General features: G+C 64.8%; 26 protein-coding genes. 13 read left to right on the top strand and 13 right to left on the bottom strand.

Annotated elements, in window-relative coordinates:
• Window positions 1–20 precede the first annotated feature (20 nt).
• The gene (locus tag ACSFBL_RS02955) at window positions 21–557 is read left to right on the top strand and encodes a GNAT family N-acetyltransferase (RefSeq protein WP_435514243.1); all 537 of its coding nucleotides are present in this window, start codon (window positions 21–23) and stop codon (window positions 555–557) included.
• A gap of 66 nt (window positions 558–623) precedes the next feature.
• Here the strand turns inward: ACSFBL_RS02955 and ACSFBL_RS02950 are convergent, their stop codons facing one another.
• The 6 genes from ACSFBL_RS02950 to ACSFBL_RS02925 form a co-directional block, all read right to left on the bottom strand.
• Complete coding sequence (locus ACSFBL_RS02950) at window positions 624–1,364, bottom strand: YoaK family protein (RefSeq protein WP_435514242.1); 741 nt, start codon at window positions 1,362–1,364, stop codon at window positions 624–626.
• Window positions 1,361–2,581, bottom strand: a complete 1,221-nt coding sequence (locus ACSFBL_RS02945) for a threonine/serine exporter family protein (RefSeq protein WP_435514241.1) — start codon at window positions 2,579–2,581, stop codon at window positions 1,361–1,363. Before ACSFBL_RS02945 ends, ACSFBL_RS02950 begins: the two co-directional genes overlap by 4 nt.
• A 55-nt stretch (window positions 2,582–2,636) precedes the next feature.
• Window positions 2,637–4,124 (bottom strand): class II fumarate hydratase, encoded by a 1,488-nt coding sequence (fumC, locus tag ACSFBL_RS02940; RefSeq protein WP_435514240.1) that lies wholly within the window; start codon window positions 4,122–4,124, stop codon window positions 2,637–2,639.
• A gap of 138 nt (window positions 4,125–4,262) precedes the next feature.
• On the bottom strand, window positions 4,263–4,652 hold the full coding sequence (locus ACSFBL_RS02935; protein WP_435514239.1) for a GlcG/HbpS family heme-binding protein: 390 nt from the start codon (window positions 4,650–4,652) through the stop codon (window positions 4,263–4,265).
• Between the two features lie 26 nt (window positions 4,653–4,678).
• Entirely contained in the window at window positions 4,679–5,518 is an 840-nt protein-coding gene (locus tag ACSFBL_RS02930; RefSeq protein ID WP_435514238.1) for an enoyl-CoA hydratase/isomerase family protein, read from the bottom strand.
• 205 nt (window positions 5,519–5,723) lie between these two features.
• Window positions 5,724–6,263: a Rieske (2Fe-2S) protein gene (locus ACSFBL_RS02925; RefSeq protein WP_435514237.1), complete on the bottom strand. Its 540-nt coding sequence runs from the start codon at window positions 6,261–6,263 to the stop codon at window positions 5,724–5,726.
• Window positions 6,264–6,455: 192 nt separating this feature from the next.
• On the opposite strand from ACSFBL_RS02925, the gene ACSFBL_RS02920 reads away from it, so the two are divergent.
• The 3 genes from ACSFBL_RS02920 (at window position 6,456) to ACSFBL_RS02910 (ending at window position 8,996) form a co-directional block, all read left to right on the top strand.
• A complete protein-coding gene (locus ACSFBL_RS02920) occupies window positions 6,456–6,881 on the top strand; it encodes a hypothetical protein (protein WP_435514236.1) in 426 nt (141 codons plus the stop codon).
• A 115-nt stretch (window positions 6,882–6,996) separates the two neighbouring features.
• Window positions 6,997–8,289: an aromatic ring-hydroxylating oxygenase subunit alpha gene (locus ACSFBL_RS02915; RefSeq protein ID WP_435514235.1), complete on the top strand. Its 1,293-nt coding sequence runs from the start codon at window positions 6,997–6,999 to the stop codon at window positions 8,287–8,289.
• Between the two features lie 14 nt (window positions 8,290–8,303).
• Window positions 8,304–8,996 carry an aromatic-ring-hydroxylating dioxygenase subunit beta gene (locus ACSFBL_RS02910; protein WP_435514234.1) on the top strand — a complete coding sequence of 231 codons (693 nt, stop codon included), beginning with the start codon at window positions 8,304–8,306 and terminating at the stop codon, window positions 8,994–8,996.
• A 44-nt stretch (window positions 8,997–9,040) separates the two neighbouring features.
• Here the strand turns inward: ACSFBL_RS02910 and ACSFBL_RS02905 are convergent, their stop codons facing one another.
• Entirely contained in the window at window positions 9,041–9,982 is a 942-nt protein-coding gene (locus ACSFBL_RS02905; protein ID WP_435514233.1) for a helix-turn-helix transcriptional regulator, read from the bottom strand.
• A 440-nt stretch (window positions 9,983–10,422) separates the two neighbouring features.
• Between ACSFBL_RS02905 and ACSFBL_RS02900 the strand changes: the two genes are divergently transcribed.
• Window positions 10,423–10,842, top strand: coding sequence for a hypothetical protein (locus tag ACSFBL_RS02900; protein ID WP_435514232.1), 420 nt, complete (start codon window positions 10,423–10,425; stop codon window positions 10,840–10,842).
• Here the strand turns inward: ACSFBL_RS02900 and ACSFBL_RS02895 are convergent.
• From ACSFBL_RS02895 to ACSFBL_RS02875, 5 genes are all read right to left on the bottom strand, one after another.
• Window positions 10,823–11,449: a response regulator transcription factor gene (locus tag ACSFBL_RS02895; RefSeq protein ID WP_435514231.1), complete on the bottom strand. Its 627-nt coding sequence runs from the start codon at window positions 11,447–11,449 to the stop codon at window positions 10,823–10,825. The genes ACSFBL_RS02900 and ACSFBL_RS02895 overlap by 20 nt on opposite strands.
• A gap of 32 nt (window positions 11,450–11,481) precedes the next feature.
• Window positions 11,482–11,856 carry a response regulator gene (locus tag ACSFBL_RS02890; RefSeq protein WP_435514230.1) on the bottom strand — a complete coding sequence of 125 codons (375 nt, stop codon included), beginning with the start codon at window positions 11,854–11,856 and terminating at the stop codon, window positions 11,482–11,484.
• Between the two features lie 10 nt (window positions 11,857–11,866).
• Window positions 11,867–12,685 (bottom strand): sensor histidine kinase, encoded by an 819-nt coding sequence (locus tag ACSFBL_RS02885; protein WP_435514229.1) that lies wholly within the window; start codon window positions 12,683–12,685, stop codon window positions 11,867–11,869.
• 96 nt (window positions 12,686–12,781) lie between these two features.
• Window positions 12,782–13,828: an alpha/beta fold hydrolase gene (locus tag ACSFBL_RS02880; protein WP_435514228.1), complete on the bottom strand. Its 1,047-nt coding sequence runs from the start codon at window positions 13,826–13,828 to the stop codon at window positions 12,782–12,784.
• Window positions 13,829–13,916: 88 nt separating this feature from the next.
• Window positions 13,917–14,399, bottom strand: a complete 483-nt coding sequence (locus tag ACSFBL_RS02875; RefSeq protein WP_435514227.1) for a hypothetical protein — start codon at window positions 14,397–14,399, stop codon at window positions 13,917–13,919.
• 218 nt (window positions 14,400–14,617) lie between these two features.
• Here ACSFBL_RS02875 and ACSFBL_RS02870 point away from each other — a divergent pair, with 218 nt between their 5' ends.
• From ACSFBL_RS02870 to tehA, 7 genes are all read left to right on the top strand, one after another.
• Window positions 14,618–16,384 carry an MOSC domain-containing protein gene (locus ACSFBL_RS02870; RefSeq protein ID WP_435514226.1) on the top strand — a complete coding sequence of 589 codons (1,767 nt, stop codon included), beginning with the start codon at window positions 14,618–14,620 and terminating at the stop codon, window positions 16,382–16,384.
• Between the two features lie 309 nt (window positions 16,385–16,693).
• Window positions 16,694–17,749 carry a GlxA family transcriptional regulator gene (locus ACSFBL_RS02865; RefSeq protein WP_435514524.1) on the top strand — a complete coding sequence of 352 codons (1,056 nt, stop codon included), beginning with the start codon at window positions 16,694–16,696 and terminating at the stop codon, window positions 17,747–17,749.
• Window positions 17,750–18,075: 326 nt separating this feature from the next.
• Window positions 18,076–19,071, top strand: a complete 996-nt coding sequence (locus ACSFBL_RS02860) for an SLAC1 anion channel family protein (RefSeq protein WP_475539786.1) — start codon at window positions 18,076–18,078, stop codon at window positions 19,069–19,071.
• A gap of 122 nt (window positions 19,072–19,193) precedes the next feature.
• On the top strand, window positions 19,194–19,409 hold the full coding sequence (locus ACSFBL_RS02855; protein WP_435514224.1) for a hypothetical protein: 216 nt from the start codon (window positions 19,194–19,196) through the stop codon (window positions 19,407–19,409).
• A gap of 7 nt (window positions 19,410–19,416) precedes the next feature.
• The gene (locus ACSFBL_RS02850; RefSeq protein ID WP_435514223.1) at window positions 19,417–19,596 is read left to right on the top strand and encodes a DUF3311 domain-containing protein; all 180 of its coding nucleotides are present in this window, start codon (window positions 19,417–19,419) and stop codon (window positions 19,594–19,596) included.
• Complete coding sequence (gene mctP, locus ACSFBL_RS02845) at window positions 19,596–21,092, top strand: monocarboxylate uptake permease MctP (protein ID WP_435514222.1); 1,497 nt, start codon at window positions 19,596–19,598, stop codon at window positions 21,090–21,092. Before ACSFBL_RS02850 ends, mctP begins: the two co-directional genes overlap by 1 nt.
• Window positions 21,089–22,090: a dicarboxylate transporter/tellurite-resistance protein TehA gene (gene tehA / locus ACSFBL_RS02840; protein ID WP_435514221.1), complete on the top strand. Its 1,002-nt coding sequence runs from the start codon at window positions 21,089–21,091 to the stop codon at window positions 22,088–22,090. Before mctP ends, tehA begins: the two co-directional genes overlap by 4 nt.
• 52 nt (window positions 22,091–22,142) lie before the next feature.
• Here the strand turns inward: tehA and mug are convergent, their stop codons facing one another.
• Window positions 22,143–22,700 (bottom strand): G/U mismatch-specific DNA glycosylase, encoded by a 558-nt coding sequence (gene mug, locus ACSFBL_RS02835; protein WP_435514220.1) that lies wholly within the window; start codon window positions 22,698–22,700, stop codon window positions 22,143–22,145.
• A 224-nt stretch (window positions 22,701–22,924) separates the two neighbouring features.
• On the opposite strand from mug, the gene aceE reads away from it, so the two are divergent.
• Window positions 22,925–25,594, top strand: a complete 2,670-nt coding sequence (aceE, locus tag ACSFBL_RS02830) for a pyruvate dehydrogenase (acetyl-transferring), homodimeric type (RefSeq protein ID WP_435514219.1) — start codon at window positions 22,925–22,927, stop codon at window positions 25,592–25,594.
• The last annotated feature ends 61 nt before the right edge of the window (window positions 25,595–25,655 follow it).

Below are 25,655 nucleotides of genomic sequence, written 5' to 3'. Positions count from 1 at the left end.
GGGGGGCGTGAAAGCGAATATTGCCACGCGCTGGATACACTCGCTCCCGTTCGTTCCAGCACCAAGGATTTCGAATGCGTCGACTCGCCGGACCTCAAGACATCGAGGGTGTGTTCTCAATCTACTCGCACGAGAAGGTGGTCCCCTTCCTCACCTACGAGCCCATGTCGCTCGCCGAGTTCGGAAGCATCTACGAAGAACTCCTCGACAGTGGTTGCTTCTACGTCTGGGATGTCGATGGCTCACTTGCCGGCTTCTACCAGGCGACCCGCTATCCGGGTCGCCTGCGGCATGTCGCCTTGCTTGGAACTGTGGCGGTAGACCCGCTACGCCACGGGCAAGGGGTGGGACATGCCATGCTCGCTGATGCGATCGAGCGGCTCAAGGCCGACGGCGTCAGGCGCATCGAACTGTACGCCGAGAGCGACAACACGTCGGCTCTGCGCTTCTATGAGAAGCTGGGTTTCGTGCACGAGGGGACGCTGCGCGAGTTCTACAAGCGAGCCGACGAGCCACACTATGTCGACGAGTACGTGCTGGGGTTGCTCGTTGGATGAACCCAGAAGATGGGCTGCTTGATTTCTGCCGGTGGCGGGCCGGGGGCTTGCCCCAGGATGCCGAGCTTAAGGCGCGATTCTTGCGGGCGCCCCCGTCCCCGGAGAGAAATCGTGGCGCGCTTGCCAATAGCAAAGCGCCAACGAGACAGCGGCGGGGAGCGACCAGGCCCATTCGGAAAACTTCAGAACCGCGGCTGCGCCCAGGACGCATCCGATGAGGAATCCAAGCAGCAGGGGCCATGTGCCGCGCCAGCGCGTCAGGGCGCTGCTTCGTTCGCTTCTCGGACCGCCGACCATGGCTCCCAGCGCAAGCGTTGCGGAAATGAGGTTGCCCGTCATCACCGCGGTTGTCGGGACCGGTCCCGACATCAAATGAAGCATCGTGTTCTGGAATGCCATCGCCGCGACCGCGAGCATGCCAACGCTCAGGCCACCATGGCTCCTCGCATGAACAGACGCATCGTTCCGCACCGCGATCCAGAAGGCTGTCAGCAACAAGATCGCCTGGATCGCGAGGAGGTATGAAGCCCTGCCGCGGTAGCGCCCCAGCAAATGACTGGCGCCGTATCCGATCGCACCGACCACGACGAACATGGGCACGGCGAGTAGTTGGGGAGTGCCTGGCGCCTCCCCTCGGACGAGGTCAGCGGATATGACGACCAGATTGCCCGTGATATGCGCGGCGAACAAGCCGCCCAGCGTAAGCCAACTGGTCACGTCGGTCAGCCCCGCGACAAGGCTCAACGCAGCCGGTAGCCGTTTCGGACTCGTCAAAGCCGGAATCTCGGCGCTAGTCTGCGCAGTCACTTGGCGACGCGATCCGTTGCAAGCCGTTGCCAGTGCTCGTACGCCCGCTTCGGCAGGACCAGACCGACTGTCATGGCAATCACGACGAGCGTGGCGGTCGTGATGTCGGCGACGATCGCCTCGAGAACGGCTGGCGTGAGGGTCGGCTCCATGAGCCCGCCGACGAACCTGAACATGTACAGCCCGGGTATGAGTGATACGACGGATGCAAACGTCACCCCGGCAAAAGGAAGCCCGAGGCGCGGCGCGAGGGGGGCCGTCAGGCTGCTGACTACGAGGCATGCAATGCCCGCGCCTTCCGGTGCGTTCAGGCCGAGGCTCGACATCGCGTACCAGCGCGCACCATGCGCGAGCATGCCGATCACCACCGGCCAATACAGGAATCGAAAGGGCATCGAGAAGAAGATGCAATAGGATGCCGCCGCCACGCCTGCAGCGGGCACATCGATCCACAAGCTGACCTCTCTGCCCGGAGTCGACGGCGAAAGGTCGGCGCCACCGAGCGACAGGCCAAGCAGAAGACCGGCACAGATTCCAATGACGATCAGCGCGGCAAATGTCAATCGAGCCAAGCCGAGCGGGATGCGTAGCCGAGTGACGTCGATGGAGCCGTTCAGAATATGAGGGCCGGGCACGAGAAGCATGCAGGCGCAAACCGCAACCAGCCGGAGCTCGGAGCTGACGTGCAGACGCACGGCCGCAGCACCGATCAGCCCAGCTACGAGGGCGGCACCAAAGGCCTGGCCCACTGCACCCACGTCCAGACTCGCCAACCACCGCCGGGCAAATGCACCGATTGCGCAACTGATCGCAAGCAGTGTGAGCGCTTGCCACTGCCGCGCGCCGAAAATGAATGCCAGAGAAAGGCCACCGGTCACACAAGCGGTCGCGAATAGAAAGACATTCGACGGCGGCTGCGCGGATGCGCTCTGAATCGCGCTCGCAGCACGTCTCGGCCTTGCGCGGCCGGAGATCAGATCATCGACAGTGCGACGTACCGCGGCGACGCGATTCAAACCTATCGAGATCGGCAGCACATCGACAACACGGGAAACCGACCTGGCACCAGTCGCCCCATTCCCGTTGATGATCAACTTGCCCCAACTTGCGTCGATGGACACGGGGACGTGCAGCGATCGAGAAAGTGCCTCGGCGCATCGCAGGCTGTCCTCGGTGTCCTCGCCGTTGCGATACAGCACCAGCGCGACGTTCTCCACGAGGGCGGATCGATCGACTTCCGATAGTTCGGCACCGATTTCCTCAGACCAGGCACTATGCCCCTGCGACGCCATGGCCGACCATGTCCAGCGGATTGACGATCTTGTCGAACTGCTCTTCGGTGACGTGGCCTGACGCCAGCGCTGCGGCTTTCAACGTCAAGCCGTTCGCCGTCGCTTTTTCGGCGATGTGAGCGGCATGGATGTAACCGATCACTGGGCTGAGAGCGGTCACCAGCATCACGCTGTTGTCCACATAGGACTTGATCTTCTCTTCGTTCAGCTCTGTTCCATCGACTGAGAACATCCGGAACCTCTCGCATCCATCCCCGAGAATTCGGGCGGAATGCAAGAAGTCATTGATGATGATGGGCCGCATCGCATTGAGTTCGAAGTTTCCTTGGCTTCCGGCGAAGGCTATCGCCGAATCGTTGCCCAACACCTGTATCGAAATCATCACGATGGCTTCACACTGCGTAGGGTTGACTTTGCCCGGCATGATCGATGAGCCCGGTTCATTTGCGGGCAATCTCAGTTCCCCCAGTCCGCAACGTGGTCCGGATGCAAGCCATCGCATGTCGTTGGCGATCTTCATCAGGGCCACTGCCAACCCGCGCAAGGCGGCACTCGCTCGAACCATGGCATCGAGCGACCCCTGCGCCATGAACTTGTTTGATGCCGTGATGAACGGTTTCCCGGTCAGCTCCGCGATCTTCGCGGCGGTCTTGACGCTGAATCCGAGTGGGGCATTCAACCCGGTTCCCACCGCCGTTCCCCCCAGAGGGAGCTCATAGAGACCCTCCCGCACCTGTCGAATCTGCGAGACGCATGCGCGAAGCTGGGCGGCGTAGCCCGACCACTCCTGGCCAACGGTCAGTGGGACTGCATCTTCCAGATGGGTCCGACCGATCTTGACGATGTTCATCCATTGGCGGGCCTTTGACTCAATGGATGATGCGAGCGCTTCGACCTTCGGCAGCAACCGCGCATCGATCTCGGTCAGCGCGGCCACATGCATGGCGGTCGGAAACGAGTCGTTGCTGCTCTGCCCCATATTGATGTCGTCGTTCGGGGCCACAGGCTTTTGGCTTCCGAGGACGCCTCCGAACAGTTGAATCGCTCTGTTCGACAACACCTCGTTGACATTCATGTTGCTTTGAGTTCCCGACCCGGTCTGCCACACGTACAGCGGGAAATGGTCGTCCAGTTGTCCAGCGATCGCTTCGTCGGCCGCCTTGACGATTGCCTTGGCCTTCCACCCGGGAAGTCGACCCTCGGTCTCGTTGACCAGCGCGCAGGCCTTCTTGACTACACCATAGGCGTGGTAGACCTCCTTGGGCATGCGATCGTCGCCGATGCTGAAGTGGAGCAAGGACCTTTGTGTCTGCGCTCCCCAATACCGATCTGCCGGGACATCGACTTGTCCCATGCTGTCGAATTCCCGGCGAAAGCCCCGTGCATCAATCCCGATTTCAATGTCGGTCAACGGGGGAATCGAGCTGTCGTCCTCGATGCGCGAAATAGCAGCGCTTGCTTGGTTCATCTTTCACTCCTCGATGGTGGTGAGTCGAGGTACCAGTCTTGCCGGAACATGACGGCGGCCAATCATTGACGTGGGCACTGCGACGGGAAGCGCGAGAGATTTCGATGGCGGGTTGGAAGAGGCGATCGCCGCCGCCCCCTACCTCATCGCGGTCTCGACGATGTCGATGTCCTGCTCGGTCGTCCCGCCGCTGACGCCCACGCCTGCGATCACCTCGTTGTCGGTCGTCAAGGGCACGCCGCCACCCATCGCCGAGTAGCGCCCGCCAGAGACCATCAGCAACGGATAGAGCGGCTGTCCCGGCTGCACCAGAGGCACCAGGTCGGCGGTGCGCAGGCGCACGAGTGCCGATGTGTAGGCCTTGCGCTCGGAGAGTTCGAGGGAGAAGAGCGGCGCTCCAGGCATGCGGTGCTGCAGCACGACATGGCCGTGCACATCGACGACCGTGATGGCCACCGGCACCTTGGCTTGTATGGCTTGCGTCTCCACGCGCTGCGCGACGCCCTTCGCGATGGTCAGAAGATCCATGATCATTCCTTTCAAAACAGGGCGCATCACGCGCCGAGTTGCCCGACGGCCACGCCGAGACGGTTCTCCACGTCACCCGGCTTCTGGAAGCCGCGCTCCATCAGCGTGCCGATCGATCGCTTCGCGGCGGGCCGTGCGATCGAGGCCATGCACGCATCCCAGCCCGCCGCGATCTCGACGTCAGGCGGGAGGCTCGCGGCGTTCACGAGGCGTTTCGTGTTGGCGATCGCCCACCGGTCGAACGAGGCGATGCGCGTCGCGAGCGCGTCGACGAAGCCGTCGAGCGCGGCATCGGGCAGCGCGCGGTTGACATACCCATAGGCTTCGGCGACGTCGCCGCGAATGTCGTCAGAACTCAGCAGCACCTCGAGCGCACGGTTGCGGCCGATCAGCCGGGGCAGTCGCGCCATCGGCCCGCCGCCGGCGACCAGACCGACGCCGACTTCCCATTGCGACAGGATGGCGCGCTCCCGGCTGGCAAAGCACATGTCGCAGGCGAGTGCGAGTTCGCTGCCGTTTCCCGTCGCGCGACCGCGAATCGACGCGATGGAGACGAAGGGCGCCCGGGTCAGGCGAACCAGAATGTCCGGCCACGCCTCCAGCCCCGTCGGGCCCTGCGGCAAGCCGGTCAGGTCTTCGAGCTTCGCCTGGAAATCGGAGTGGTTCAGGAAGAAGCCATCCACGGCGCTTTCGAAGACGACGACCTTGATTTGCTCGTCGGCTTCGAGCTCCGCCAGAAGCTTTCTGAACTGGACGACGAATTCCGGGCCCATCAGATTCAACGGCGGATTGTCGAGAGCGATGCGGCAATGCGCCGGCGATCGGCGAGTGAGTCGGACCTGGTATCTTTCGGATGCGGTAGTCACAAGAACTCCTGTTCACATTCGTGTCGGGTGAATCAGTGTGGTCCCGCATCGCCGGCGCTTCAATTGGACCAAGGTGAGACGTGCTTGCCCGTCCGGCGGAACATCTGGTTGTCGAGACATCGCTGCGCCTTCCGCCCGATTCGTCGCGGTCAGGTCGGGGGGGCTGCTTGATTGCGGCAGTTGAAGTGGAGACGCTCGGTCTCGCCTATCGCTTCGGCGCACGCGTGATGCGCAGGATATGCTGGTCCCTGATTTCGAAGTCCGGAACATCGAGGTCGGGCATTTGCAGCAGCTGCGGGTCCTGGTCCGCGTACTGCTTGATTGCGCGGCCGGCGTAGTCCCATTCGCCGAATCGGCAGGGATCGTGATAGCCGCCTTGCCACAGGCGCGCTGGCGCATAGCGGTCCGCGCCACTGGGCGAGTGTTCGACCTCGCATCCGTCGGCCGGGTTTACCAGGGAGTAGACGAAGAACGATGGGCGCCCGGCCGCGATCGGACGCTGCTTCCACGTGTGCGCCGTTTGCGCCCGAAGGTCATCGAGCATCGCGTCGGTCGTTCGCACGAGCGCCAGCGGTGTCCGTTGGAAGGTGTAGAACTTCGGGCTGCCCGCCGCAATCTCCGCGAGGTCGATCTCCAGGTAGGCCGGCTCCTTGCGTTCCATCCCCGTCATCCAGTGGACGAAGGCAACCCAGGCACCGGTGGCGGCCAGGAAGGCGATCACGAGCAGAACGCGACGTACGGTCACTGGGTATCTCTCTGCAAACGCGCCAGTATCGGCAAATACCATGCGAACCGTGCACCTCGGCGCCTTTGGTTGCACCCGGCGAAGGACAGGACTAGCATCTTGTTGGCAGCCCGAAGCATTGGTTGGCCCGATCCGTTTCCCGGTGCGGGCAATACCGCCGGTGCGGGGCTTTTCCATGGCAAGGCTCACATCATGAGTGACAGGCACATCCTCATCGTGGCGCACCGGACCGCGGCGTCGCCGAAGCTGCTCGCCGCCGTCGCCGAGCGGGCTGCACGCGAGCCGTGCAAGTTCACGCTGCTGGTCCCTCGGCCCTATTGGGACCCGGACACCGAGGAGGCGGCCATCACGCTCGAACTCGCGATTCCGCTGCTCGACGAAGCCGCGGGCTCGCATGTGCAGGCGATCATCGGGGCCACCGATCCGTACGAGGCCGTACACCAGGCGCTCGAGCGCGAGAAGTACGACGAGGTCATCGTCTCGACGCTGCCCGAGCGGATCTCCCGGTGGTTGCGCCTCGATCTCGCGCATCGCATCGAGCGGTTCGGCGTGCCCGTGAGCGTCGTGACTGCGGACCAGGCCAGGCGCACCCTCTCACCGGACGCCGGATCGGGCTGATGCGATGCCGTGTGCCTGAGGGTAAATCTGGAAACCCGCACGCGGGACAGGATGCAAACTGGGCGCCCGCAGGCCTGCGAAGACGCGCACCTGCCGCAAAGACAAGGGGCAGTCCATGATGAATCTCGATGCGCTGGTCGAGCCCGACCGCGTCCACAAGACCGTCTACACCGATGCCGGGATCTTCGATGCCGAGATGGAGAAGATCTGGGAGCGCATCTGGGTCTATTGCGGCCATGTGTCGCAGGTGCCCAATCCCGGCGACTACCACGCCGTCACCATCGGCCGCCAGCCGATGTTCATGGTGCGGCAGGCCGACGGCTCGGTGCAGGTGCTCCACAACCGATGCCCGCATCGGGGCGTGCAACTCGTGGGCAATCTGAAGGGCAACACGGGGCACAGCATCGTCTGTTCCTACCACGCGTGGAGCTTCCACCTGGACGGCAGCGTGCGTGCCATCCCGCTGGCCCAGGGCTACGAAGGCACGCGCATGACGCGCGACAACCCCGATTGCGGCGTGAAGCGTGCGGCGCGCGTGGAGAGCTATCGGGGCTTCGTCTTCGCCAGCCTCTCGGCCGACGGCCCTTCGTTGAAGGAATTCCTCGGCGAGGCGCGCGTCGCCTTCGACGACATGTGCGACCGCTCGCCGGTCGGCGAGGTGGAAGTGGTGCCGATCTGCCATCGCGTGATCCAGCATTCGAACTGGAAGTTCTTCATGGAGAACCAGCTCGATGCGCTGCATCCATCGGTCACGCACCAGTCGACCGGCATCGCGGCCGGGCGCGTCGAGAAGCGGCTGAAGGCGCAGCAGGAGAAGGTGCCGCTGTACTACCACTACCTCTCGGCCTTCGCATCGAGCTTCGAGCAATGGGACGCGGTGCAGACGATCAATTTCCCGCGCGGACACGGCATCCTGAAAGCCTACATGGGCCTGCGCCCGCAGGACCCCGACACGCTCGCGCACGAGGCGCTGCTGAAGCAGGCCTACGGCGAGCAACGCGCCGAGGAATACCTGTCGCGCAGCATTCATCACGTGCTGATCTATCCCTACCTGTCGGTGCAATCGCCGTTGCAGCAGCTGCGCTGCCTGCGGCCGATCTCGCCGGACAAGACGCTGTCGGAGATCTGGCACTTCCGCCTCAAGGGTGCGCCCGAGGCCATCTACCGCCGCAGCCTCTGGTACTACAACCTCGTGAATTCTCCGGCCACGATGATCAACGCCGACGACCTCGAGAACTGGACCAAGGGGCAGTGGGGCCTGCAGTCGAATGGCGGCGACTGGGTCAGCTTCCATCGCTGGTTCGGCGACGACCGCGAGGAAGGCGGCGTGACCTACTCCAACCACGGCACTTCCGAGGCGGTGATGCGAAGCCAGTTTCGCGCATGGTCGACCTACATGGCTTCCTAGCGAAGGAACACGCGATGAGCCAGCATGCATCCAGCGGCCCGGGCGCCACCATTCCGAACGCCGGACCCGACTTCGAGCACTTGCTTGCGCAGGACGTGGTGATCGAGGTCGCGACCGACGATGCGCCCACCGGCGCGCAGGTGATCGCGCCCGACCATTCGCCACGTGCACCGCAGGCGGGCGCCGCGCCTGCCGCGCAGGACATGCCGCGTGCCGGCCTGGTCGCGGGCAACGACCTGCAGCGCGAGGTCGAGCAGTTGCTCTATCTGCAGGCCGAGCTGCTCGATCGCAAGCTCTTGCAGGCGTGGATGGATCTGTTCGACGAACGGGGCATCTACTGGATGCCGGTGACGCTCGAGCAGACCGAGTGGGAGAGCTCGCCGTCGATCTTTGCCGAAGACAAGCTGATGATGGAGATCCGCAAGGGCCGCGTCTCGCACCCCAACGCATGGTCTCAGGCGCCGATGTGGGAGACCAACCACATCGTCGGCAATGTCGCGATCGAGTCGGTGGACGGCGGGACGGTCCACGTGCGCTCGCGCTTCCACCTGATGGAGCTGCGCCGCGACGCGGTGCGGCATTTTGGCGGTACCTACCGGCACACCCTGGCGCGCGACGCGGGCGGCGCGTTGCGCATCGTGCTTCAGCGGGTCGACCTCTTCAACGGGCAGGCGCCGTTCGATTACGTGCTGCAGATCTGGGTCTAGCGGCAAGGATCAAGCAGTGGACGGTCGCCTCGTTGTAGCAGGAGTCACGTGGCCGAGATGCCCATCACGCTCCCCGGCGACACACCGAAGCGTTGCTTGAAGACCCGGCTGAAGTGCGCCGCGGTCGAGAAGCCGCACTGCCACGCGATCTCCTGAACGGACGTGGCGCCCGCGACGTTCGCGCGCAGCAGCGCGTAGGCATGTTCGAGGCGCACCTGCCAGACATGCCGCATGAGCGAAGTGCCCTGCGACCTGAACAGGCGCTGCAGATGCTTGCCCGAGATGTTGAGCGCGGCACCGACGGAAGAGGCGTCGAGATCTTCCTGTCCGAGGTTCTGCTTGATGTAGTTCTTCGCGCGAAAGATGATCTCCTCAGCGCTGCGCCGTGTCGACAGGTCCTTCGCCGCGGCGAGGACGACATCGACCAGATGAAGCAGCTGCCCGCCGAGCCAGTTGCGCATGTCGGGGCTGGGCATGTTGGACTGGTTGGCGATGCACTGGATCAGTTCGCCGATCGCGGCCGTATCGGACGGATGCATGTCGGGGACGATCAATCCGCCCAGCGAGGGCTTCCATCCGCGCTCCTGCAGCAGATGCTTGGGAATCCGCAGCGCGATGAGGCTGGATTGCTCGGGCACCGTTTCGACGAAGCCCTGGGCCGGATCGAGCGCGAGCATGCTGCCCGCATCGAAGCGATGAAGCTGGCCGTCCTGCTCCACCACCACGTAGCCGGACGTGATGAGCTTGAAGTAGATGCACTCGGCTTGCCACGAGTCCGCCTTGTCGACCGGAGACAACGCCAGCGCGGAGAATTCGGCCCGGGTGATGCCGACCGGCCCGAGCATCCAGCCGACGACGGTGGAACCTTGGGAGGCGTGGGGGTCGAGCCTGCAGTGCAGTCCATGGTCCCTGTACATCACGTCGAGCCATTGCGCGCCGGCGTCGACTGTCGGATCGAATCGTATTTCGTGAGTCTTGAATTGCATGTTCTCGGATCAATTCGCCGGGTCGGCGAAAAGGCGGCGCCATGGTAGGCATGGCGCAATGGATCAGCTTGTCCGGGCGGTCCTTCAGCTTGCCTGCGGGGCGCAATGCGGACCCGTCCATCGGTTGCGCCTGCGGGACAAGTTCGTGCGCATTCAGGACAAGCGCTTCGGCGCCGCCGCTCCTACAGTCCGCGCATGAGCTTCCTGAAGAGCGTGGTCGCGGCGCTGCCGCACCTTGTGGAAGCTTTCATTCGTGTCGCAGCGCCCTGGCCTTTTTTCATGAACCGCTTTATCGCCCCGGCGTGCCCGAGAGCCCCCGCGCTTTGTATCTCAATGTGTGGCGAAGGCGGGGCGACACGAAACATTACCCATCTCCCGCATTGGGTCTGCAATCCGGCGCAAAAGCGCGGACAGGGTCCCGTGTGGCAGGCATGCACCGAATGAACACGAAGGAACTAACGGATATCGAATGCGCCCTCCAATTGCTGTCACAGATATTGATTGGCTTTCGTGACAACAGCGAACCCGTGGCAGCGCCGACGGATCTGGGAGGGCTGACCACGGACGTGCGCGTGATCGGGACGCGCGTGGGCGACGACGACCCGAACCTGGATCACAAACGGTTGGCGATCCGGAAGAGCCTGCAATCCGCCGTCGACCTCCTGGGCGTCGCGCATCAACTGATGTCGACACCCGAGAGCCGCTCGACGAAGGACCTCGCGGCCCGCAAGAGAGCCATGCTCCAGGACGTCCGGCTCGCCGCGCGCAGGGCCTATGAAGCGGGCCACCTGCTGATCGGCATCGACCTGGCGACGGACCAGTCCGCCGATTCGGATGTCGTCAACCAGGAACGGCGGTGATGCCAAGTCGCGCGGCCATGTTGACCAGGTCGGCCAATGAGTCGGCGCCCATCTTGCGCATGACCTGCCCGCGGTGCGCCTTGACCGTGATCTCGCTGATGCCCAGCTCGCCCCCCACCTGCTTGTTCAGCAGGCCGGACACCACCAGCGCCATGACCTCCCGTTCGCGGCGACTGAGGGAAGCGTGACGTTCGCGAAGCGAGCGCAAGCCCTCCTCGTGGTCCAGGGCCGCATGGCTGCGTTCGACGGCCTGCCGGATGGCGCTCAACAGCGCCTCGTCGTCGAAAGGCTTCGTCAGGAATTCGACGGCGCCGGCCTTCATGGCCCTGACCGTCATAGGCACGTCCCCGTAGCCGGTGATGAAGATGATCGGCATGTCGGTGCGTTCCACCGCGACCATCTTCTGCAGGTCGAGGCCATTGAGGTCCGGCAGCCCCACATCGAGGATCAGGCAGCTCGGGGCGTGGCTGCGGGGACGAGCCAGGAACTCCTGGGCGGATCCGAAAGTCTCCGGGTCCCAGCCCGCGCACCGGATCAGCAGTTCCAGCGATTCGCGGACCGAGATATCGTCGTCGACGACGAAGACGGTGGGAGTGGCGTTGGCCATGATGGGTCACCTCGGTTCAGGGTCGGGTGCGTTCAGCGCACCGGAAGTGCAGCGCGGAGCGCCTCGAGAAGATCGCTCTCGCTGAAAGGCTTGAAGAGGCATCCGACCGCCCCTTGTGCGAGCAGGCGCGCGCGAAGTGCGCCGTCCGATTGGGCGGTGATGAAGATGATCGGAATGGCGTGCCCTCGGCGCTCCATTTCTTCCTTGAGTTCGGGTCCCGACATGCCCGGCATGCCGATGTCGAGGATGAGGCAGCCGGTCCGGCGGAGGCTGTCTGAGGCAAGGAACTGCTCGGCCGACGCGAACGCCTCGACGGCATAGCCGCACTCCCGCAGCAGGTCGGGCAGCGACTCGCGCACGGATTCATCGTCGTCGACGACGGATATGAGCGCGGGGAGGCCTTGCATCGCCGCATTCTCACGCGGATGCCGCATCCGCCTGCGCGGCCTCGTCCGGCGCGAGCGGAATCGAGAACGAAAACGTGGCGCCGGGACCGTCGTTCGCCGAGGCCCACAGGCGACCCTGGTGGCGCTCGATGATCGAGCGACTGACGGACAGTCCGATTCCCATCGCATCGACCTTCGTCGTGTAGAAGGCATCGAAGAGCCGGTCCGCATCCTGCGAGTTGAGCCCGACCCCTGCGTCCTCGACGGTCAGCCGCACGCAATTGCCTTCGTCGCGGGCGGTCCGGATCACCAGCTTCCTCGGACGGTCATGGACGCCGCGCATCGCATCCGAGGCGTTCAGCAGCAGGTTGAGGATGACTTGCTGCAGCGCCACGCGATCGCCCGTGATGCGCGGCAGGTCGGCCGCCAGGTCCGGCCGCGGGATCACGCGGCTGCGATGGAGTTCGCCCAGGGACAGCGCAATCACTTCGCGCGTCGCCTCGTTCAGGTCCACCTGCTCGGCCGAACGTTCGCTCGTGCCGAACAGGCAGCGCAATCGCGCGATCACATCGGAGGCACGGTGCCCGTCTCGGATGATGCGCCGCACGGTCTCGCGCGCGCCCTCGATGTTGGCCGGGTCGGCGGCCAGCATCCGGAGGCAAGTGTTCGCGTTGGTGACGACGCCTGAGAGCGGCTGGTTGATTTCGTGCGCGATCGATGCGCTCAGCGTCCGCAGGCACGCGAGCCGGGTCCTGTGCGCGAGTTCGGCGCGGACTTTGGCGAGCGCCTCGTCCGAGAAGCTGCCGGTCGAAGTGCCTGCATCGACAAGGCCATAGAGGTCGTTCTCCATTCCGGCCCTTTCGTGACAGTCCCCGTGCCACGAGCATGCGCCAATCGATGCCGGCCGTCTATGACACTTTGGTGTTGGTTCGAACGGGCTCGGGCTTCAAAGGTGCACGACATCGACCACCGCGGCCGCAAAGGCTTCCGGCGCTTCCTGCGGCAGGTTGTGCCCGATGCCGCCCTTGACGAGCCGATGCTCGTAGGGTCCCGAGAACTTCTTCGCGTAGGCACTGGGCTCTGGGTGCGGCGCGCCATTGGCATCGCCTTCGAGCGTGATGGTCGGCACCGCGATTACCGGCGCCTTCGCCAGCTTGGCTTCGAGGTCGGCGTACTTCGCCTCGCCCTCGGCCAGCCCGAGCCGCCAGCGGTAGTTGTGGACCACGATGCTCACGTGATCGGGGTTGTCCAACGACAGCGCGCTGCGGTCGAAGGTCGCGTCGTCGAAAGCCCACTTCGGCGAGGCGATCTGCCAGATCAGCTTGGCGAAGTCGTGCCGGTTCTTCTCGTAGCCGGCACGGCCGCGCTCGGTGGCGAAGTAGTACTGGTACCACCACTGCAGCTCCGCCTGCGGCGGGAGCGGAATCTTGCCGGCCTCCTGGCTGCCGATCAGGTAGCCGCTGACCGACACCAGCGCGTTCACCCGCGCGGGCCACAGCGCGGCCATGATGCACGCCGTGCGCGCACCCCAGTCGCAGCCGGCGACCGTGGCCTTGTCGATCTTCAGCGCATCCATCAGGGCGATGATGTCGACGGCGACCACCGCCTGCTGGCCGTTGCGGACGGTGTCGTTCGAAAGGAAGCGGGTGGTGCCGTAGCCGCGCAGGTGCGGAACGATCACGCGGTAGCCGGCCGCGGCCAGCATCGGCGCCACATCGACATAGGTGTGGATGTCGTAGGGCCAGCCGTGCAGAAGAATCACCGGTGCACCATTGGCGGGGCCCGCTTCGAAGTAGCCCACATTCAGCGAGCCCGCGTCGATGCTCTTGAGTGGTTCGAGTCGCTTCTGGGGTGACGCGCGACGCGTGCCCGAAGGATTGGACGAGGCAGACTGCGCGAGCGCAGGCTTGTTCGCGAAGAACTGGGAGGCCGCGATGCCGATCGCCGCGGTTTCCAGGAAGGACCGGCGGGGGAGGGTGGAGGGAACCGACATGACAACTCCTTGAAAGCCTGGAAGAGGCCGAATCACACCAGACAGCCCGCGTCTGGTCTATTGGACGATGGTGTCGCCCCCGGGATCCTCAGCCGCGCGCGATGAACCGGTCGAGCCGCGCCGCATCGAGAACCTCTCGGCCGCCCGTCTCCATCAGATCGACAGGCGGCCTGTCGGCCAGCCAGGCGTTGGATTGCGCGAACCACAGCGCACAGCCCCAGTTGTCGAACACATCCGACAGTTCCCTCAGGATCACCGAGACCCCTGGCCGCAGTGTCATGCTGCAGGCTTCGAACTGGAAGAGCGGCAGCATCATCTGGTGATTCCATGCGAAGGCCAGGGCCTCGTTGTTCACGATCCAGCGAGCCACGATGGAGATTGGCTGCTCGGCGTACCTGCTCAAGCGCCGCGCAATGTCGTCGCCATGGCAGATGCCGCCGGTCGAGCGAAAGGCGCGCGTCATCGCGCTGAACTCCTCGTCGATCTGCCGGTCGCGCCAAGCAGGGGCGTGCCGTCTGGAACACGCGCCGGGCCCTGCGTGCGGTCGGGCCAGTGTCAGGTCATTGCTCACGATCACCTCCATCGTCAAGGCATCAGAAAACCGCATCGATCACATCAGAATGCAACGGGCCTTTCCATTGGACGATGGTGTCGCCCAAGCGTGCGACACATGTGAGGGCGGCGGGTGACACCATCGTCCAATCGACGCGAACCACGGGTTCTGGTCTTATGGACGCCGTGCGTGCATCATTCGAACGCGCAGCCGCCGTTCGGCCGCGATAACCGTCCATGGCCCAGTTGCTCTCCGTCTGCGTCGGGCTTCCCCGCGACATCGAATGGCGCGGAAGGACCGTGCACACCGGCATCTGGAAAGAACCCGTGGCCGGTCGTCGTCGCGTCGGGCGGCTCAACGTCGACGGCGACGGCCAGGGCGATCTCGGTGGCCACGGCGGCGAGCAGCGGGCGGTCTTCGTCTATCAGATCGAGTCGTATCGCTACTGGGAACAGCGGCTGGGCCGCACCGATCTCACGCACGGACAGTTCGGCGAGAACTTCACCATCGAGGGCTTGCCGGACGACGAGGTCTGCATCGGCGATCGCTACCGGATCGGGACGGGGCTTTTCGAGGTGACACAGCCCAGGGTCACCTGCTACCGGGTCGGCATCCGGACGAACGAGCCCCAGATGGCGGCGCTCCTGACTTCAAGCGGACGGCCAGGCTTCTACCTGCGCGTCCTCGAGGAAGGCGAGGTCGGCGCCGGCGACGTGATTCTTCCGGTCGCGCAGGGGCCCGAGCGCATGACCGTGGCCGAGGTCAATGCGTTGCTCTACACGGGTCGCCATCCCCGCGCCCAACTCGAGCGGGCGCTGCGAATCCCTGCGCTGTCGCCCGGGTGGCGAGGGTCCTTCGAGGCGCTGATCCGGAGCCAGGAGGCGCACCCGGACGCGACGGGCAACGCAGGGCTGATGCCCGCTGCGGTTGCGCACACGGCCGCGCCGGGCTTCCGGTCGCTGCGCGTTGCGCGGATCGTTCGTGAATGCGATGACGTGATCTCCCTGTCGCTCGAACCGGCCGATGGAGGGCGACTCACGATGCCGCTGCCCGGCCAGTTCGTCGTCCTTCGCCTGCGTCCCGGGGCCGACGATGGGTTGATCTTCCGGAGCTACTCGCTTTCAGGTCCCGTGTCCGACGAACGCTATCGCATCAGCGTCAAGATCGAGCCGCACGGTGCGGCGGGTCGCTATATCGCTGCCAGTGTTCGACCGGGCGACATCCTCGATGTCAGCGAACCGAGAGGCGCCTTCACCCTGCAAGCCGGGAACGGGCCCGTGGTCCTGCTGAGCGCCGGAATCGGCGCGACGCCGGTGCTGCCCATGCTGCAGGCCCTGGCGGCAAGTGCATCGCCTCGCGAGGTCTGGTGGCTGCACAGTGCGCGCAATGGCAAGTCGCATGCCTTCGCGGCGGAGGCAAGACAACTTCTTGGCCTGCTGGCGAACGGGCGAACTCGCATCTGGTACAGCCGACCGGATGTGGACGATCGGGCGGGGCGCGACTACGACGCGACAGGCCGGCTTGCAATCACCGAGTTCGAAGTCCTGCGCGTTCCGCGCGACGGCGACTTCTACCTCTGCGGGCCGTCGAGCTTCCTGGGCGATGCGAGGGCCGGCCTGGCGGCCTGGGGCGTGCCTGCCAACCGCATCCATTCGGAAGTGTTCTCCGGCGGCCCTTCGCTGACGCCCGGCGTGCTCGCCGGCCCGGTGCGTGCACCGCATCAGCCGGACGGCGCGCCGGGCACCGGGCCTCTGGTGTCCTTCGCGCGCAGCGGCATCACGGTGCGCTGGCGTCCTGCGCTGGACCGAAGCCTGCTCGAACTCGCGGAAGCATGCGACGTGCCTGTTCGCTGGTCGTGCCGCACCGGTGTCTGCCACAACTGCGAGAGCGGGTTGATCTCCGGCGCGATCGCCTATGCGCCGGATCCACTCGATCCTCCAGCGGAAGGCAATGTCCTCATCTGCTGCGCCGGGCCGAAGGGTGACGTCGTGATCGACATCTGACATCCGAGGCCTTCGGAGCCTTGCGCGCCCATACCAAGGTATCGCAGATACCATCGTCCTATCGACGTGAACTCGCGCGTCTGGTTTGATCCTTTTCCACATGGAAGCACAGGAGTCGGACATGCGGGATACTCGAAATGACAGCGACATCGCAATCGACGCAATCGAACTCCCGCGAGCGAGGATGGGCACATGACCTGCGCCATCGCGAGGGGATTCGCGCCGCAGCTGCCGTCCCTCGGCGAGTGGTTCGGCAACGGAAGCTGGTGCCGGGTCGTCGAATCTCGCTGCAAGAAGGAAGGTCAGATCATGAAGGTGGCCATCGTCGTGTTTGACGGCGTGCAGGCATTGGATGTCGCGGGACCGATGGATGTTTTTGCCGAGGCGAACAACTTTCTTTCGCCCGAGCAGCACTATCGGGTGACCCTGGTGGGCATGCATGCCGGGAGTGTCCGGTGCGCGAACGGTCTGGAGCTCAAGGTCGAGACCGACTACCTGCAGTACGAAGACCAGCCCGACCTGCTCCTCGTCGCAGGCGGCCCCAAGCTTCCGGAGCTGCGGCCGGAGCCCAGCTTTCTCGTCTGGCTGAGTACGAAGGCGGAGGGCGCCCGGCGTTTCGGCTCTGTCTGCAATGGCGCCTTTCCGCTGGGTCATGCCGGATTGCTGAACGGCAAGGACGTCACTGCCCATTGGCACCACGTCGATCGTCTCGCCGCGCAGTTTCCAAGGGCCCGCGTCCGGCCGGACAAGATCTTTGTTCGCGATGGCAGTCTGTTCACCTGCGCGGGTGTCACGGCGGGTGTGGATCTCTGCCTGGCCCTCGTCACCGAGGATTGGGGCCACGAGCTGGCGCTGCGCATCGCCAAGCAGCTGATCGTCTATATCCGCCGCGACGGCGGGCAGTCGCAATACAGCCCGTATCTCGCGGTGGGCCCGAAGGAAGAGACCATCGTGGCGAAGGTGCTTCGCTACGTCACGGACCATATCAGCGAGCAGCTCTCCATCGAGCAGCTGGCCGATGCCGTGGCGGTCAGCCGGCGGACCTTCTCGCGCATCTTTGCGAAAGACGCCAGCATGACACCCTCCGCATTCGTGGAACAAGTGCGTGTCGATTTCTCGCGCAAGCTGCTGGAGGAAACCGACTTGCCGCTGAAGACGGTGGCGTTCCGATGCGGATTTCACAGCGCCAATCACATGCGCGTCATCTTTGCACGGCGGCTCGACACCACCCCGCGGGAATACCGCCAGCGCTTCAGGAGCAACGAGATGGCGGAGTCGCAGGAAGACGCCATCGATCTGTCGATGATGTCTGGTGCACGAAGCGCGCTCGGCGCTTCCTCGCTCCTCGGCGCGGTGCCTCAGTAGCGGGAATTCGGGCTTAGGTAGAGGGGAATGCCCTCGGCCGCCTGACCGTTGACGCGAGGCGCCGCTCCGTGGCCTGAAACTGTTCGCCAATGGCCCAAATCCCGCTGTAGCCCGGGGATGCGGCAGCGGCGCAGCACATAGACTTTTTCTGCCGCCGCAGCGCATCACCTCAGGGCGATCGCGGCGGCGGCAATCCTCAAGCCGGGACGTTGGCTGTCGTCGCACTTCGCGCGCAGTCGTCTCTTTTTCCATCGGTCGAGTTGCGATGAGCGGACCCCGAAACGGTCTGCTGCGTCCGCTCGCGCGCGTCAATCCACGGAGCAAGTATCAGCACCACGCACACGCTGAGCCCAGCGGGAAATCCGCGGCAGGCATCCATCGAGCATTTGCCCGTCAATCTCTTCGCCTCGGTGATGGGCATATCGGGCCTGACCCTGGCCTGGCGCCAGGCCAGCCACCAGTTCGGCACGAGTCCGCTCATCGACGCTGCGATCGGCTGCATGGCCGTGGCGATCTTCGTCCTGCTGTGCGTCGCCTATGCGGTGAAGGCGATCGTCCATCCGCAAGCCGTACGCAACGAGTTCCGCCACCCGATCGCGGGCAACTTCTTCGGGACGGTGACCATCGCCACCCTGCTCATCTCATCGGTCGTGGCGCCGGTGAGCGAGGGCGGGTCGGAAGTCCTGTGGGGCATCGGCGCGGTGTCGACGATCGCACTGGCTTTCACGATCCTGAGTCGCCTGCTGCGCGGCAAGGTCGATGCGGGCCACGCGCTGCCCGCCTGGTTGATTCCGGGCGTGGCGACGCTGGACATCATCGTCGCCGGGAGCACGATGCCGATGGCCTGGGCGAAGGAGGTCAACCTGTTCGCCATGGCCGTCGGAACCATGGTCGCACTGCTCTTCTTCACGATGATCATGTCCAGGCTGATCCACCATCATGAAAAGCTCGCGAACGAGATGGTGCCCTCCCTGATGATCCTGATGGCGCCCTTCGAGGTCGGCTTCCTCGCCTATACGAGCTTCTTCCAGCGGGTGGATGCCTTCGCCGCCATGCTCTTCTACTTCGGCCTGTTCATCTTCTTCTCGCTGGTCTTCAAGGTGTTCAGGCGAAGCATTCCCTTTGCGGCCGGTTGGTGGGCCTTGAGCTTTCCGCTGGCTGCGCTCAGCAATGCGGCGCTTCGCTACGCGGAGCATGCCCGCTCGCCGGCACTGACGGCGCTGGCCATCGGGCTGCTGGCGTTCCTGAGCGTATTGATCGCGGTCTTGCTGCTGAGGACGATCCACATTCTTTTCAACGGCAAGTTGCTCGGCCGGCGCTGAACTGCGCAGTCGCGGCGGTGCTGACTCAAAACGGATCATGTTTGTCCCAAACGTGTCCGGAACGACGGTTGGCGGGGAGGGCAGCCCACCTAGACTGAGTTGGACGCACTCCATGAACTCCATTGAAGACCATGTCCGCCCTCCCGACTTCCAGTCCCGACCCCACCAGTCCCGTCGCAGCCAATCCCGCCAATCAGATTCAAGTCGCGCGCATCGCGTCCGAGCAAGCGGCTCGAAAGGCCGGCGGCGCGACGCTCAGTGAATGGGATCAAGTCGGGAACTGCAGTGGCCTCGATCAGGTGAAGGCGGCGACGCCCAAGCCCGCCGCTCAACGCTGAAGACCCCATGCGCTTCCTGCTCCTGCTCCCGTTCGTCGGCCTGCTCTGGGTCCCGCTCTACAACGCCGAACTCCCGGCAGTGTTCGGCTTTCCCTTCTTCTACTGGTACCAGCTGGTCTGGGTACCGGTCACTGCTCTGCTGATCTGGATGGTCTATCGCCACCATTACGACGCCAAGGACGAATGATGGACGGCCAGATTCATTGGACCGCGCTGGCGGTCTTCGTGTTCTTCTTCGTGCTGGTCACGGTGCTTGGCTTCGTGGCTTCCAGGTGGCAGACCGCCGGCCAGCAGAAGGACGCGCATCTCGACGAATGGGGCCTCGGCGGACGGAACTTCGGGACGTGGATCACGTGGTTCCTGGTGGGCGGCGACTTCTACACCGCCTACACGGTCATCGCGGTCCCTGCACTGGTGTATGCGGTAGGGGCCTATGGCTTCTTCGCGTTGCCCTACACGATCCTCGTCTATCCGATCGTCTTCGTCGTGATGCCCAAGCTCTGGCACGCCGCGCACAAGGCCGGCCACGTCACGGCGGCCGATGTCGTCTACGGGCGCTACGGCTCGCGGCAGCTCGAGCTCGCTGTCGCGGTGACGGGAGTCGTGGCCACGATGCCCTATATCGCGCTGCAGCTCGTCGGCATGGAGGTCGTGATCAAGGCGCTCGGCCTGACCGGCGAGCTTCCCCTGGCGGCCGCCTTTGTCATTCTGGCGCTCTACACGTACAAGGCAGGGCTGCGCGCGCCCGCGTTGATCGCCTTCGTCAAGGATCTGATGATCTATGTCGTGGTGTTCGTCGCCGTGGTTCTCGTGCCGGGCCGGCTGGGCGGCTATGGCCAGGTGTTCCAGGCCGCGGGACAGGCATTCGCCGCCAAGGGCGGCGCGACGGGACTGATCCTCAAGCCCTCCCAGATGCTCCCCTACGCCACGCTCGCCATCGGCTCGGCGCTCGCGGCCTTCATGTACCCCCACACGCTGACCGGCATCTTCGCGGCCAGGAGCGCCAACACGATCCGCAAGAACGCGGTGTTCCTGCCGGCGTACACGGTCCTGCTCGGCTTGATCGCATTGCTGGGTTACATGGCGCATGCCGCGCATCTCACCGTCAAGAGCAACAACGACGTGGTGCCGGCACTGTTCAACGCGCTCTTCCCGCCCTGGTTCGCCGGTTTCGCCTTCGCTGCCATCGCCATCGGGGCACTCGTGCCGGCCGCGGTGATGTCGATCGGTGCCGCCAACCTCTTCACGCGCAATTTCTGGAAGGCGTACGTCAAGCCGGACGTGACCCCGGCCGGCGAGGCGAAGGTGGCGAAGATCGTGTCGCTGGTGGTCAAGGTCGGTGCGCTGGTGTGCATCCTGTTTCTCCCGACCCAGTTCGCGCTCGACCTTCAACTGCTCGGCGGACTCTGGATCCTGCAGACCTTTCCGGCGGTGGTCTTCGGCCTGTTCTTCAAATGGTTCAGGGCGCCGGCATTGCTTTGCGGGTGGCTGGTCGGGCTGGTGGGTGGCAGCTGGCTGGCGTTCTCGGATGGCATCAAGCCGGTGCACACCTTCGTCATCGACGGCAGCGGCTACACGCTCTACACGGGCATCACGGCACTGGCGCTGAACATCGCGGTGGCAGCGGCAGTGCAACTCCTGCTGGGCAGCAGGGGATCGCGCCCGGCCCTCAAGGCAGCATGAGCACGCGACCCTCGATCGCCGTGTCGCTCTTCGGGATGCCGGTCGGCATCCTGGGGCTGGCCGGGGCCTGGCGTGTGGGCGCAAGGATCTGGAATCTCCCTTCGGCCTACGCCATCGGAATCGGCATCTTCGGCGTCACGGTCTGGCTGGTGCTTCTCCTTCTCTATGCGTACAAGTGGTACCGGTACCGGGCCGAGGCGTTCAAGGAATTCCGGGATCCCGTGCAGTCGTCCTTCGTCTCGCTGGTGATGATTTCCACGATGCTTGCGTCGACGCAGATCATTGAAGTGGCGGGTTCGGCCGGTACGGCGCTGTTCGGGGTCTCGGTGGCCGTTCAGTTCGCCCTGGGCGTGTGGCTTCTGGGCCGGATGTGGCAAGGCGGGCAGGGCGCCGATTTCGCGACGCCGGCGCTCTACCTGCCCACGGTGGGTCAAAGCTTCGTCGCTGCCAATGGCGCTGCGGCGCTGGGCTGGTGGCAGATCGGTGCCGTGCTCTTCGGCTGCGGCGTGCTGTCGTGGCTGGCCACCGAATCACTTGTGTTGTCGCGCGCCGCAACGCGGGAGCCCATTCCCCCCGGCCTGCGACCCGCGCTGGGTGTGCAGTTGGCGCCGCCGGTGGTCGGTGGGCTGGCCTACCTCAGCCTGACCTCCGGCGCGCCGGACCTGGCGGCGCACATGCTCTTCGGCTATGGCCTCTACCAGGCCGCGCTGCTGTCGCGCCTGTTCGTCTGGATCCGGCAGCCGTCCTTCACGGCGACGTACTGGTCCTTCTCCTTCGGCGTCACCGCGTTGCCGACGATGGGCATGCGCATGATCGAGCGGGGCGACGCCGGGCCGATGCTCTGGGCGGGGCCTGTTCTCTTCATCTTCGCGAACCTGTTCATCGGGTATCTGGTGGTGTGTTCGTTGCGGCTCCTGGTGCAGGGCAGGCTCTTCCAGTCCCCTGCGGCTCCCCGCGAAGCGAGAGCCGCTCTGTCGGGACCGGAGGGGCAGGGCTGACGCGTGGCTGGCCGCCCGCGCCACCGCAGCGCTTGATCCTGTTCAGATCCTTTCACGGCGATAGCCGCCTGGAACGTTGGCTTACCGCGCGGGTGGATGGGATCGCGTTGCGCAGTTCCCTGTAGGCAACGACAAGATCGTCGAGCGAGAAAGCGCGATTCAGTCCGCTCGGATTGGGAAGCACCCAGGTTTCACGGTCCGCGAAGCGCATCGGCTGCCGACCCCACGCGACCTGCTTCTGGCCGGTGAGGGCGGCATAGGCGGGCTTGCCCAGGAATGCGAGGCGATGCGGCCCGCATGCCCTGATCTTTTCGATGAAGCCATCGGCCGCAGCCAGGAACTCACGCCTTGCAAGCTCGCTCGCGCGCGAAGTGCACCGGTCGACGACCGTCGTGAGGCCGCAGCCGTGGGCGAGCAGCAGGCGGTCCTGTGCGGGCGTCAGCAGCTCGGGCGTGAAGCCCGCCAGATGCATGACCCGCCAGAAGCGATTGCCTCGGCCATCGAAATGATGCCCGGACGCGACCGCGCGACTGCCCGGATTGATGCCGCAGAAAACGACGTCGAGGCCGTCGGCAAGGACGTCAGGTAGGCCTTTGGTGACTGCATTCATCGGACTGCTCGAATCCAAGTCTAGATGCGTCATTGATTTGCCGATTCGATGTCTGCCGTCGTGTCGAGCCAATTCGTGTCGAATTCGGATCATGCGCCCATTGGCCCAAACCGGGATGAGATTGGCCCGTGCGACCCGCCGATGACGCCTACAGTTTTCCTTCGATTCAGATGCGCTGCAGCGCGAGTGACCTTTGCTGCACCACTGAACAAGAAGGATGAACGATGGACCGATTGACCGAAGCAGCGGATGCCGATCCGCAAGAGACCCAGGAGTGGCTGGAATCGATGGAAGCGGTGCTCGCGCTCGAAGGGCGCGGCCGGACGCACTACCTGCTGGACCAGTTGCTCGAGCAGGACCAGTTGGGCAATGGCAACTACACGGCCGCTACGACGACGCCCTACGTCAACAGCATCGGGCCGCGCGCGCAGGCGCCATTCCCCGGCAATGAACAGATCGAGGCCCGGCTCGATGCCTACCTGCGATGGAACGCGATGGCGCTGATCCTGCGCGCGGGCAAGCATTCGGGCGTCGGCGGCCACATCGCCACCTACGCGTCCGCGCTCACGCTGTACGAGACGGGCTTCCGGCACTTCTTTCGCGCCGCGACCGAGGACTTCGGCGGCGACATGCTGTACATCCAGGGCCACTCCTCGCCGGGCATCTACGCGCGGGCCTTCATGGAAGGACGGCTGTCGGAGGCCCAGATGGATCGCTTCCGCCGCGAGGTCGCAGGTGGTGGTCTCGCGTCCTATCCGCATCCGCGGACGATGCCGGAGTTCTGGCAGTTCCCGACGGTGTCGATGGGCCTGGGGCCGTTGATGGCCGCCTACCAGGCCCGCTTCATGCAGTACCTCGACGACCGCGAACTCGTTCCGGCCCAGGGACGCAAGGTCTGGGGATTCCTCGGTGACGGCGAACAGGACCAGCCCGAGACACTGGCCGCGGTGGCGATGGCGGGACGGGAGAAACTCGACAACCTCATCTTCGTGGTCAACTGCAATCTGCAGCGGCTCGACGGGCCGGTTCGCGGCAACGGCAAGATCATCCAGGAGCTCGAAAGCGTCTATCGAGGGGCCGGATGGAACGTCATCAAGGTCATCTGGGGCAGCGGCTGGGACAAGCTGCTCGCGGAGGACCACGATGGCCGGCTTCGCCGCCGGATGATGGAATGCGTCGACGGCGAGTACCAGGTCTTCAAGGCGCGCGACGGTGCCTTCGTGCGGCAGCATTTCTTCGGCGTCGACCCGGTGCTTCTCGGGCGAGTGGCCCATCTCAGCGACCAGCAGATCGGCGAGCTGAGCCGCGGCGGGCACGATCCGGTCAAGGTATTCGCCGCCTATGCGAAGGCCATGAACCATCGGGGTCAACCGACCGTGATCCTTGCCAAGACCGTGAAGGGCTACGGCATGGGTGAGGCCGGAGAGGCCGCCAACACCAACCATCAGCTGAAGAAGCTGGCGGACCCCGCGGTCAGGGCCTACCGGGACCGGTTCGCCATTCCGGTGGCCGATGAACTGCTGGAAGAAATCCCCTATATCAAGCCGCCGGCCGGGAGGGCCGAGCAGGCCTATCTTCAAGCCGGCATCGAGCGTGCGAAGGGCTTCCTGCCGCTGAGGCGCAAGGGGCCCGGTCCCTTGGCTGCCCCGGCGCGCGAAGCATTCGCCACGCATCTGAAGAGCAGCGGAGAGCGGGAATTCTCGACCACCATGGCCTTCGTGCGCGTGCTCGCGCAACTTCTTCGCGACCCGGCGTGGGGGCCGCGCGTCGTGCCGATCGTTCCCGACGAATCGCGCACCTTCGGCATGGACGGGATGTTCCGCCAGGTGGGTATCTACTCGCATGTGGGTCAGCTCTACACGCCGCAGGATGCCGACCAGCTCAGCTTCTACAAGGAAGAGCGCAAGGGTCAGATCCTGCAGGAAGGCATCAACGAGGCCGGTGCGATGTCGTCGTGGATCGCCGCCGGCACGGCGCACAGCAACTATGGCTACGCCACCGTGCCGTTCTATATCTTCTATTCGATGTTCGGATTCCAGCGCATCGGCGACCTGGCATGGGCTGCCGGCGATCTTCGTGCGCGCGGCTTCCTGCTGGGAGCGACGGCGGGACGCACGACGCTGGAGGGCGAGGGCTTGCAGCACGATGACGGGCACAGCCAGCTTCTGGCGTCGGTGAACCCTTCGTGCATCGCCTACGACCCGGCGTTCGCGGGCGAGATCGCGGTGATCGTGCAGGACGGCTTGCGCCGCATGTACCAGGAGGAAGAAGACGTCTTCTACTACCTGACCCTTGTCAACGAAAAGACCCGTCACCCCGAGCTGCCCGCAGGCGCCGAGGAGGGCGTGATCAAGGGGATGTATTGCCTGCGACGCGGCGACGCCGAGGCCGGAAAGCCGCATGTGCAGCTCTTCGGTAGCGGCCCGATCCTCAACGAAAGCCTGGCTGCCGCCGAGCTGCTCGCCAGCGAGTTCGGCGTGACCTCGGACGTCTGGAGTGTCACGAGCTATTCGGAGTTGCGCCGTGAAGGGCTGGAGGTCGAACGATGGAACCGGCTGCATCCGATGGCCGAGCAGCGCAGTTGCTTCGTCGAGGAGAGCCTGTCCGCGCACAAGGGCCCGGTGGTGGCCGCGACCGACTACATGAAGGCTGTGGCCGACCAGATCAGGCCCTTCGTGACGGACCGACGGTATGTGGTGCTCGGCACCGACGGCTTCGGCCGGTCCGACACGCGGGAAGCGCTTCGTTCGTTCTTCGAGGTGGACCGCCACCACATTGTCCTGGCCGCCTTGAAGGCCCTCGCGGATGACGGCGCGCTGCCCGTCTCGGAGGCGGCGCGTGCGATCGCGCTGTATGCCATCGATCCGGAGGCCCGGTCTGCGGCGCTGCCCTGAAGCGCTCTCACTCACCGCAGGACCTGCAGCCGACGATCTGCGAGATGGCGGATGACCCGGG

Source organism: Variovorax glacialis, assembly GCF_051216375.1.
Taxonomy (GTDB): domain Bacteria; phylum Pseudomonadota; class Gammaproteobacteria; order Burkholderiales; family Burkholderiaceae_C; genus Variovorax.
This window is presented reverse-complemented; position numbering and strand designations above follow the sequence as displayed.

Bases quoted from the DNA above. Each gene is read 5' to 3' on its own strand.
- fumC (WP_435514240.1), bottom strand. From the start codon at position 4,124: ATGAACCAAGCAAGCGCTGCTATTTCGCGCATCGAGGACGACAGCTCG.
- ACSFBL_RS02935 (WP_435514239.1), bottom strand. From the start codon at position 4,652: ATGGATCTTCTGACCATCGCGAAGGGCGTCGCGCAGCGCGTGGAGACG.
- ACSFBL_RS02920 (WP_435514236.1), top strand. From the start codon at position 6,456: ATGAGTGACAGGCACATCCTCATCGTGGCGCACCGGACCGCGGCGTCG.
- ACSFBL_RS02915 (WP_435514235.1), top strand. From the start codon at position 6,997: ATGATGAATCTCGATGCGCTGGTCGAGCCCGACCGCGTCCACAAGACC.
- ACSFBL_RS02910 (WP_435514234.1), top strand. From the start codon at position 8,304: ATGAGCCAGCATGCATCCAGCGGCCCGGGCGCCACCATTCCGAACGCC.
- ACSFBL_RS02905 (WP_435514233.1), bottom strand. From the start codon at position 9,982: ATGCAATTCAAGACTCACGAAATACGATTCGATCCGACAGTCGACGCC.
- ACSFBL_RS02900 (WP_435514232.1), top strand. From the start codon at position 10,423: ATGAACACGAAGGAACTAACGGATATCGAATGCGCCCTCCAATTGCTG.
- ACSFBL_RS02895 (WP_435514231.1), bottom strand. From the start codon at position 11,449: ATGGCCAACGCCACTCCCACCGTCTTCGTCGTCGACGACGATATCTCG.
- ACSFBL_RS02890 (WP_435514230.1), bottom strand. From the start codon at position 11,856: ATGCAAGGCCTCCCCGCGCTCATATCCGTCGTCGACGACGATGAATCC.
- ACSFBL_RS02885 (WP_435514229.1), bottom strand. From the start codon at position 12,685: ATGGAGAACGACCTCTATGGCCTTGTCGATGCAGGCACTTCGACCGGC.
- ACSFBL_RS02880 (WP_435514228.1), bottom strand. From the start codon at position 13,828: ATGTCGGTTCCCTCCACCCTCCCCCGCCGGTCCTTCCTGGAAACCGCG.
- ACSFBL_RS02870 (WP_435514226.1), top strand. From the start codon at position 14,618: ATGGCCCAGTTGCTCTCCGTCTGCGTCGGGCTTCCCCGCGACATCGAA.
- ACSFBL_RS02865 (WP_435514524.1), top strand. From the start codon at position 16,694: ATGAAGGTGGCCATCGTCGTGTTTGACGGCGTGCAGGCATTGGATGTC.
- ACSFBL_RS02850 (WP_435514223.1), top strand. From the start codon at position 19,417: ATGCGCTTCCTGCTCCTGCTCCCGTTCGTCGGCCTGCTCTGGGTCCCG.
- mctP (WP_435514222.1), top strand. From the start codon at position 19,596: ATGGACGGCCAGATTCATTGGACCGCGCTGGCGGTCTTCGTGTTCTTC.
- tehA (WP_435514221.1), top strand. From the start codon at position 21,089: ATGAGCACGCGACCCTCGATCGCCGTGTCGCTCTTCGGGATGCCGGTC.
- mug (WP_435514220.1), bottom strand. From the start codon at position 22,700: ATGAATGCAGTCACCAAAGGCCTACCTGACGTCCTTGCCGACGGCCTC.
- aceE (WP_435514219.1), top strand. From the start codon at position 22,925: ATGGACCGATTGACCGAAGCAGCGGATGCCGATCCGCAAGAGACCCAG.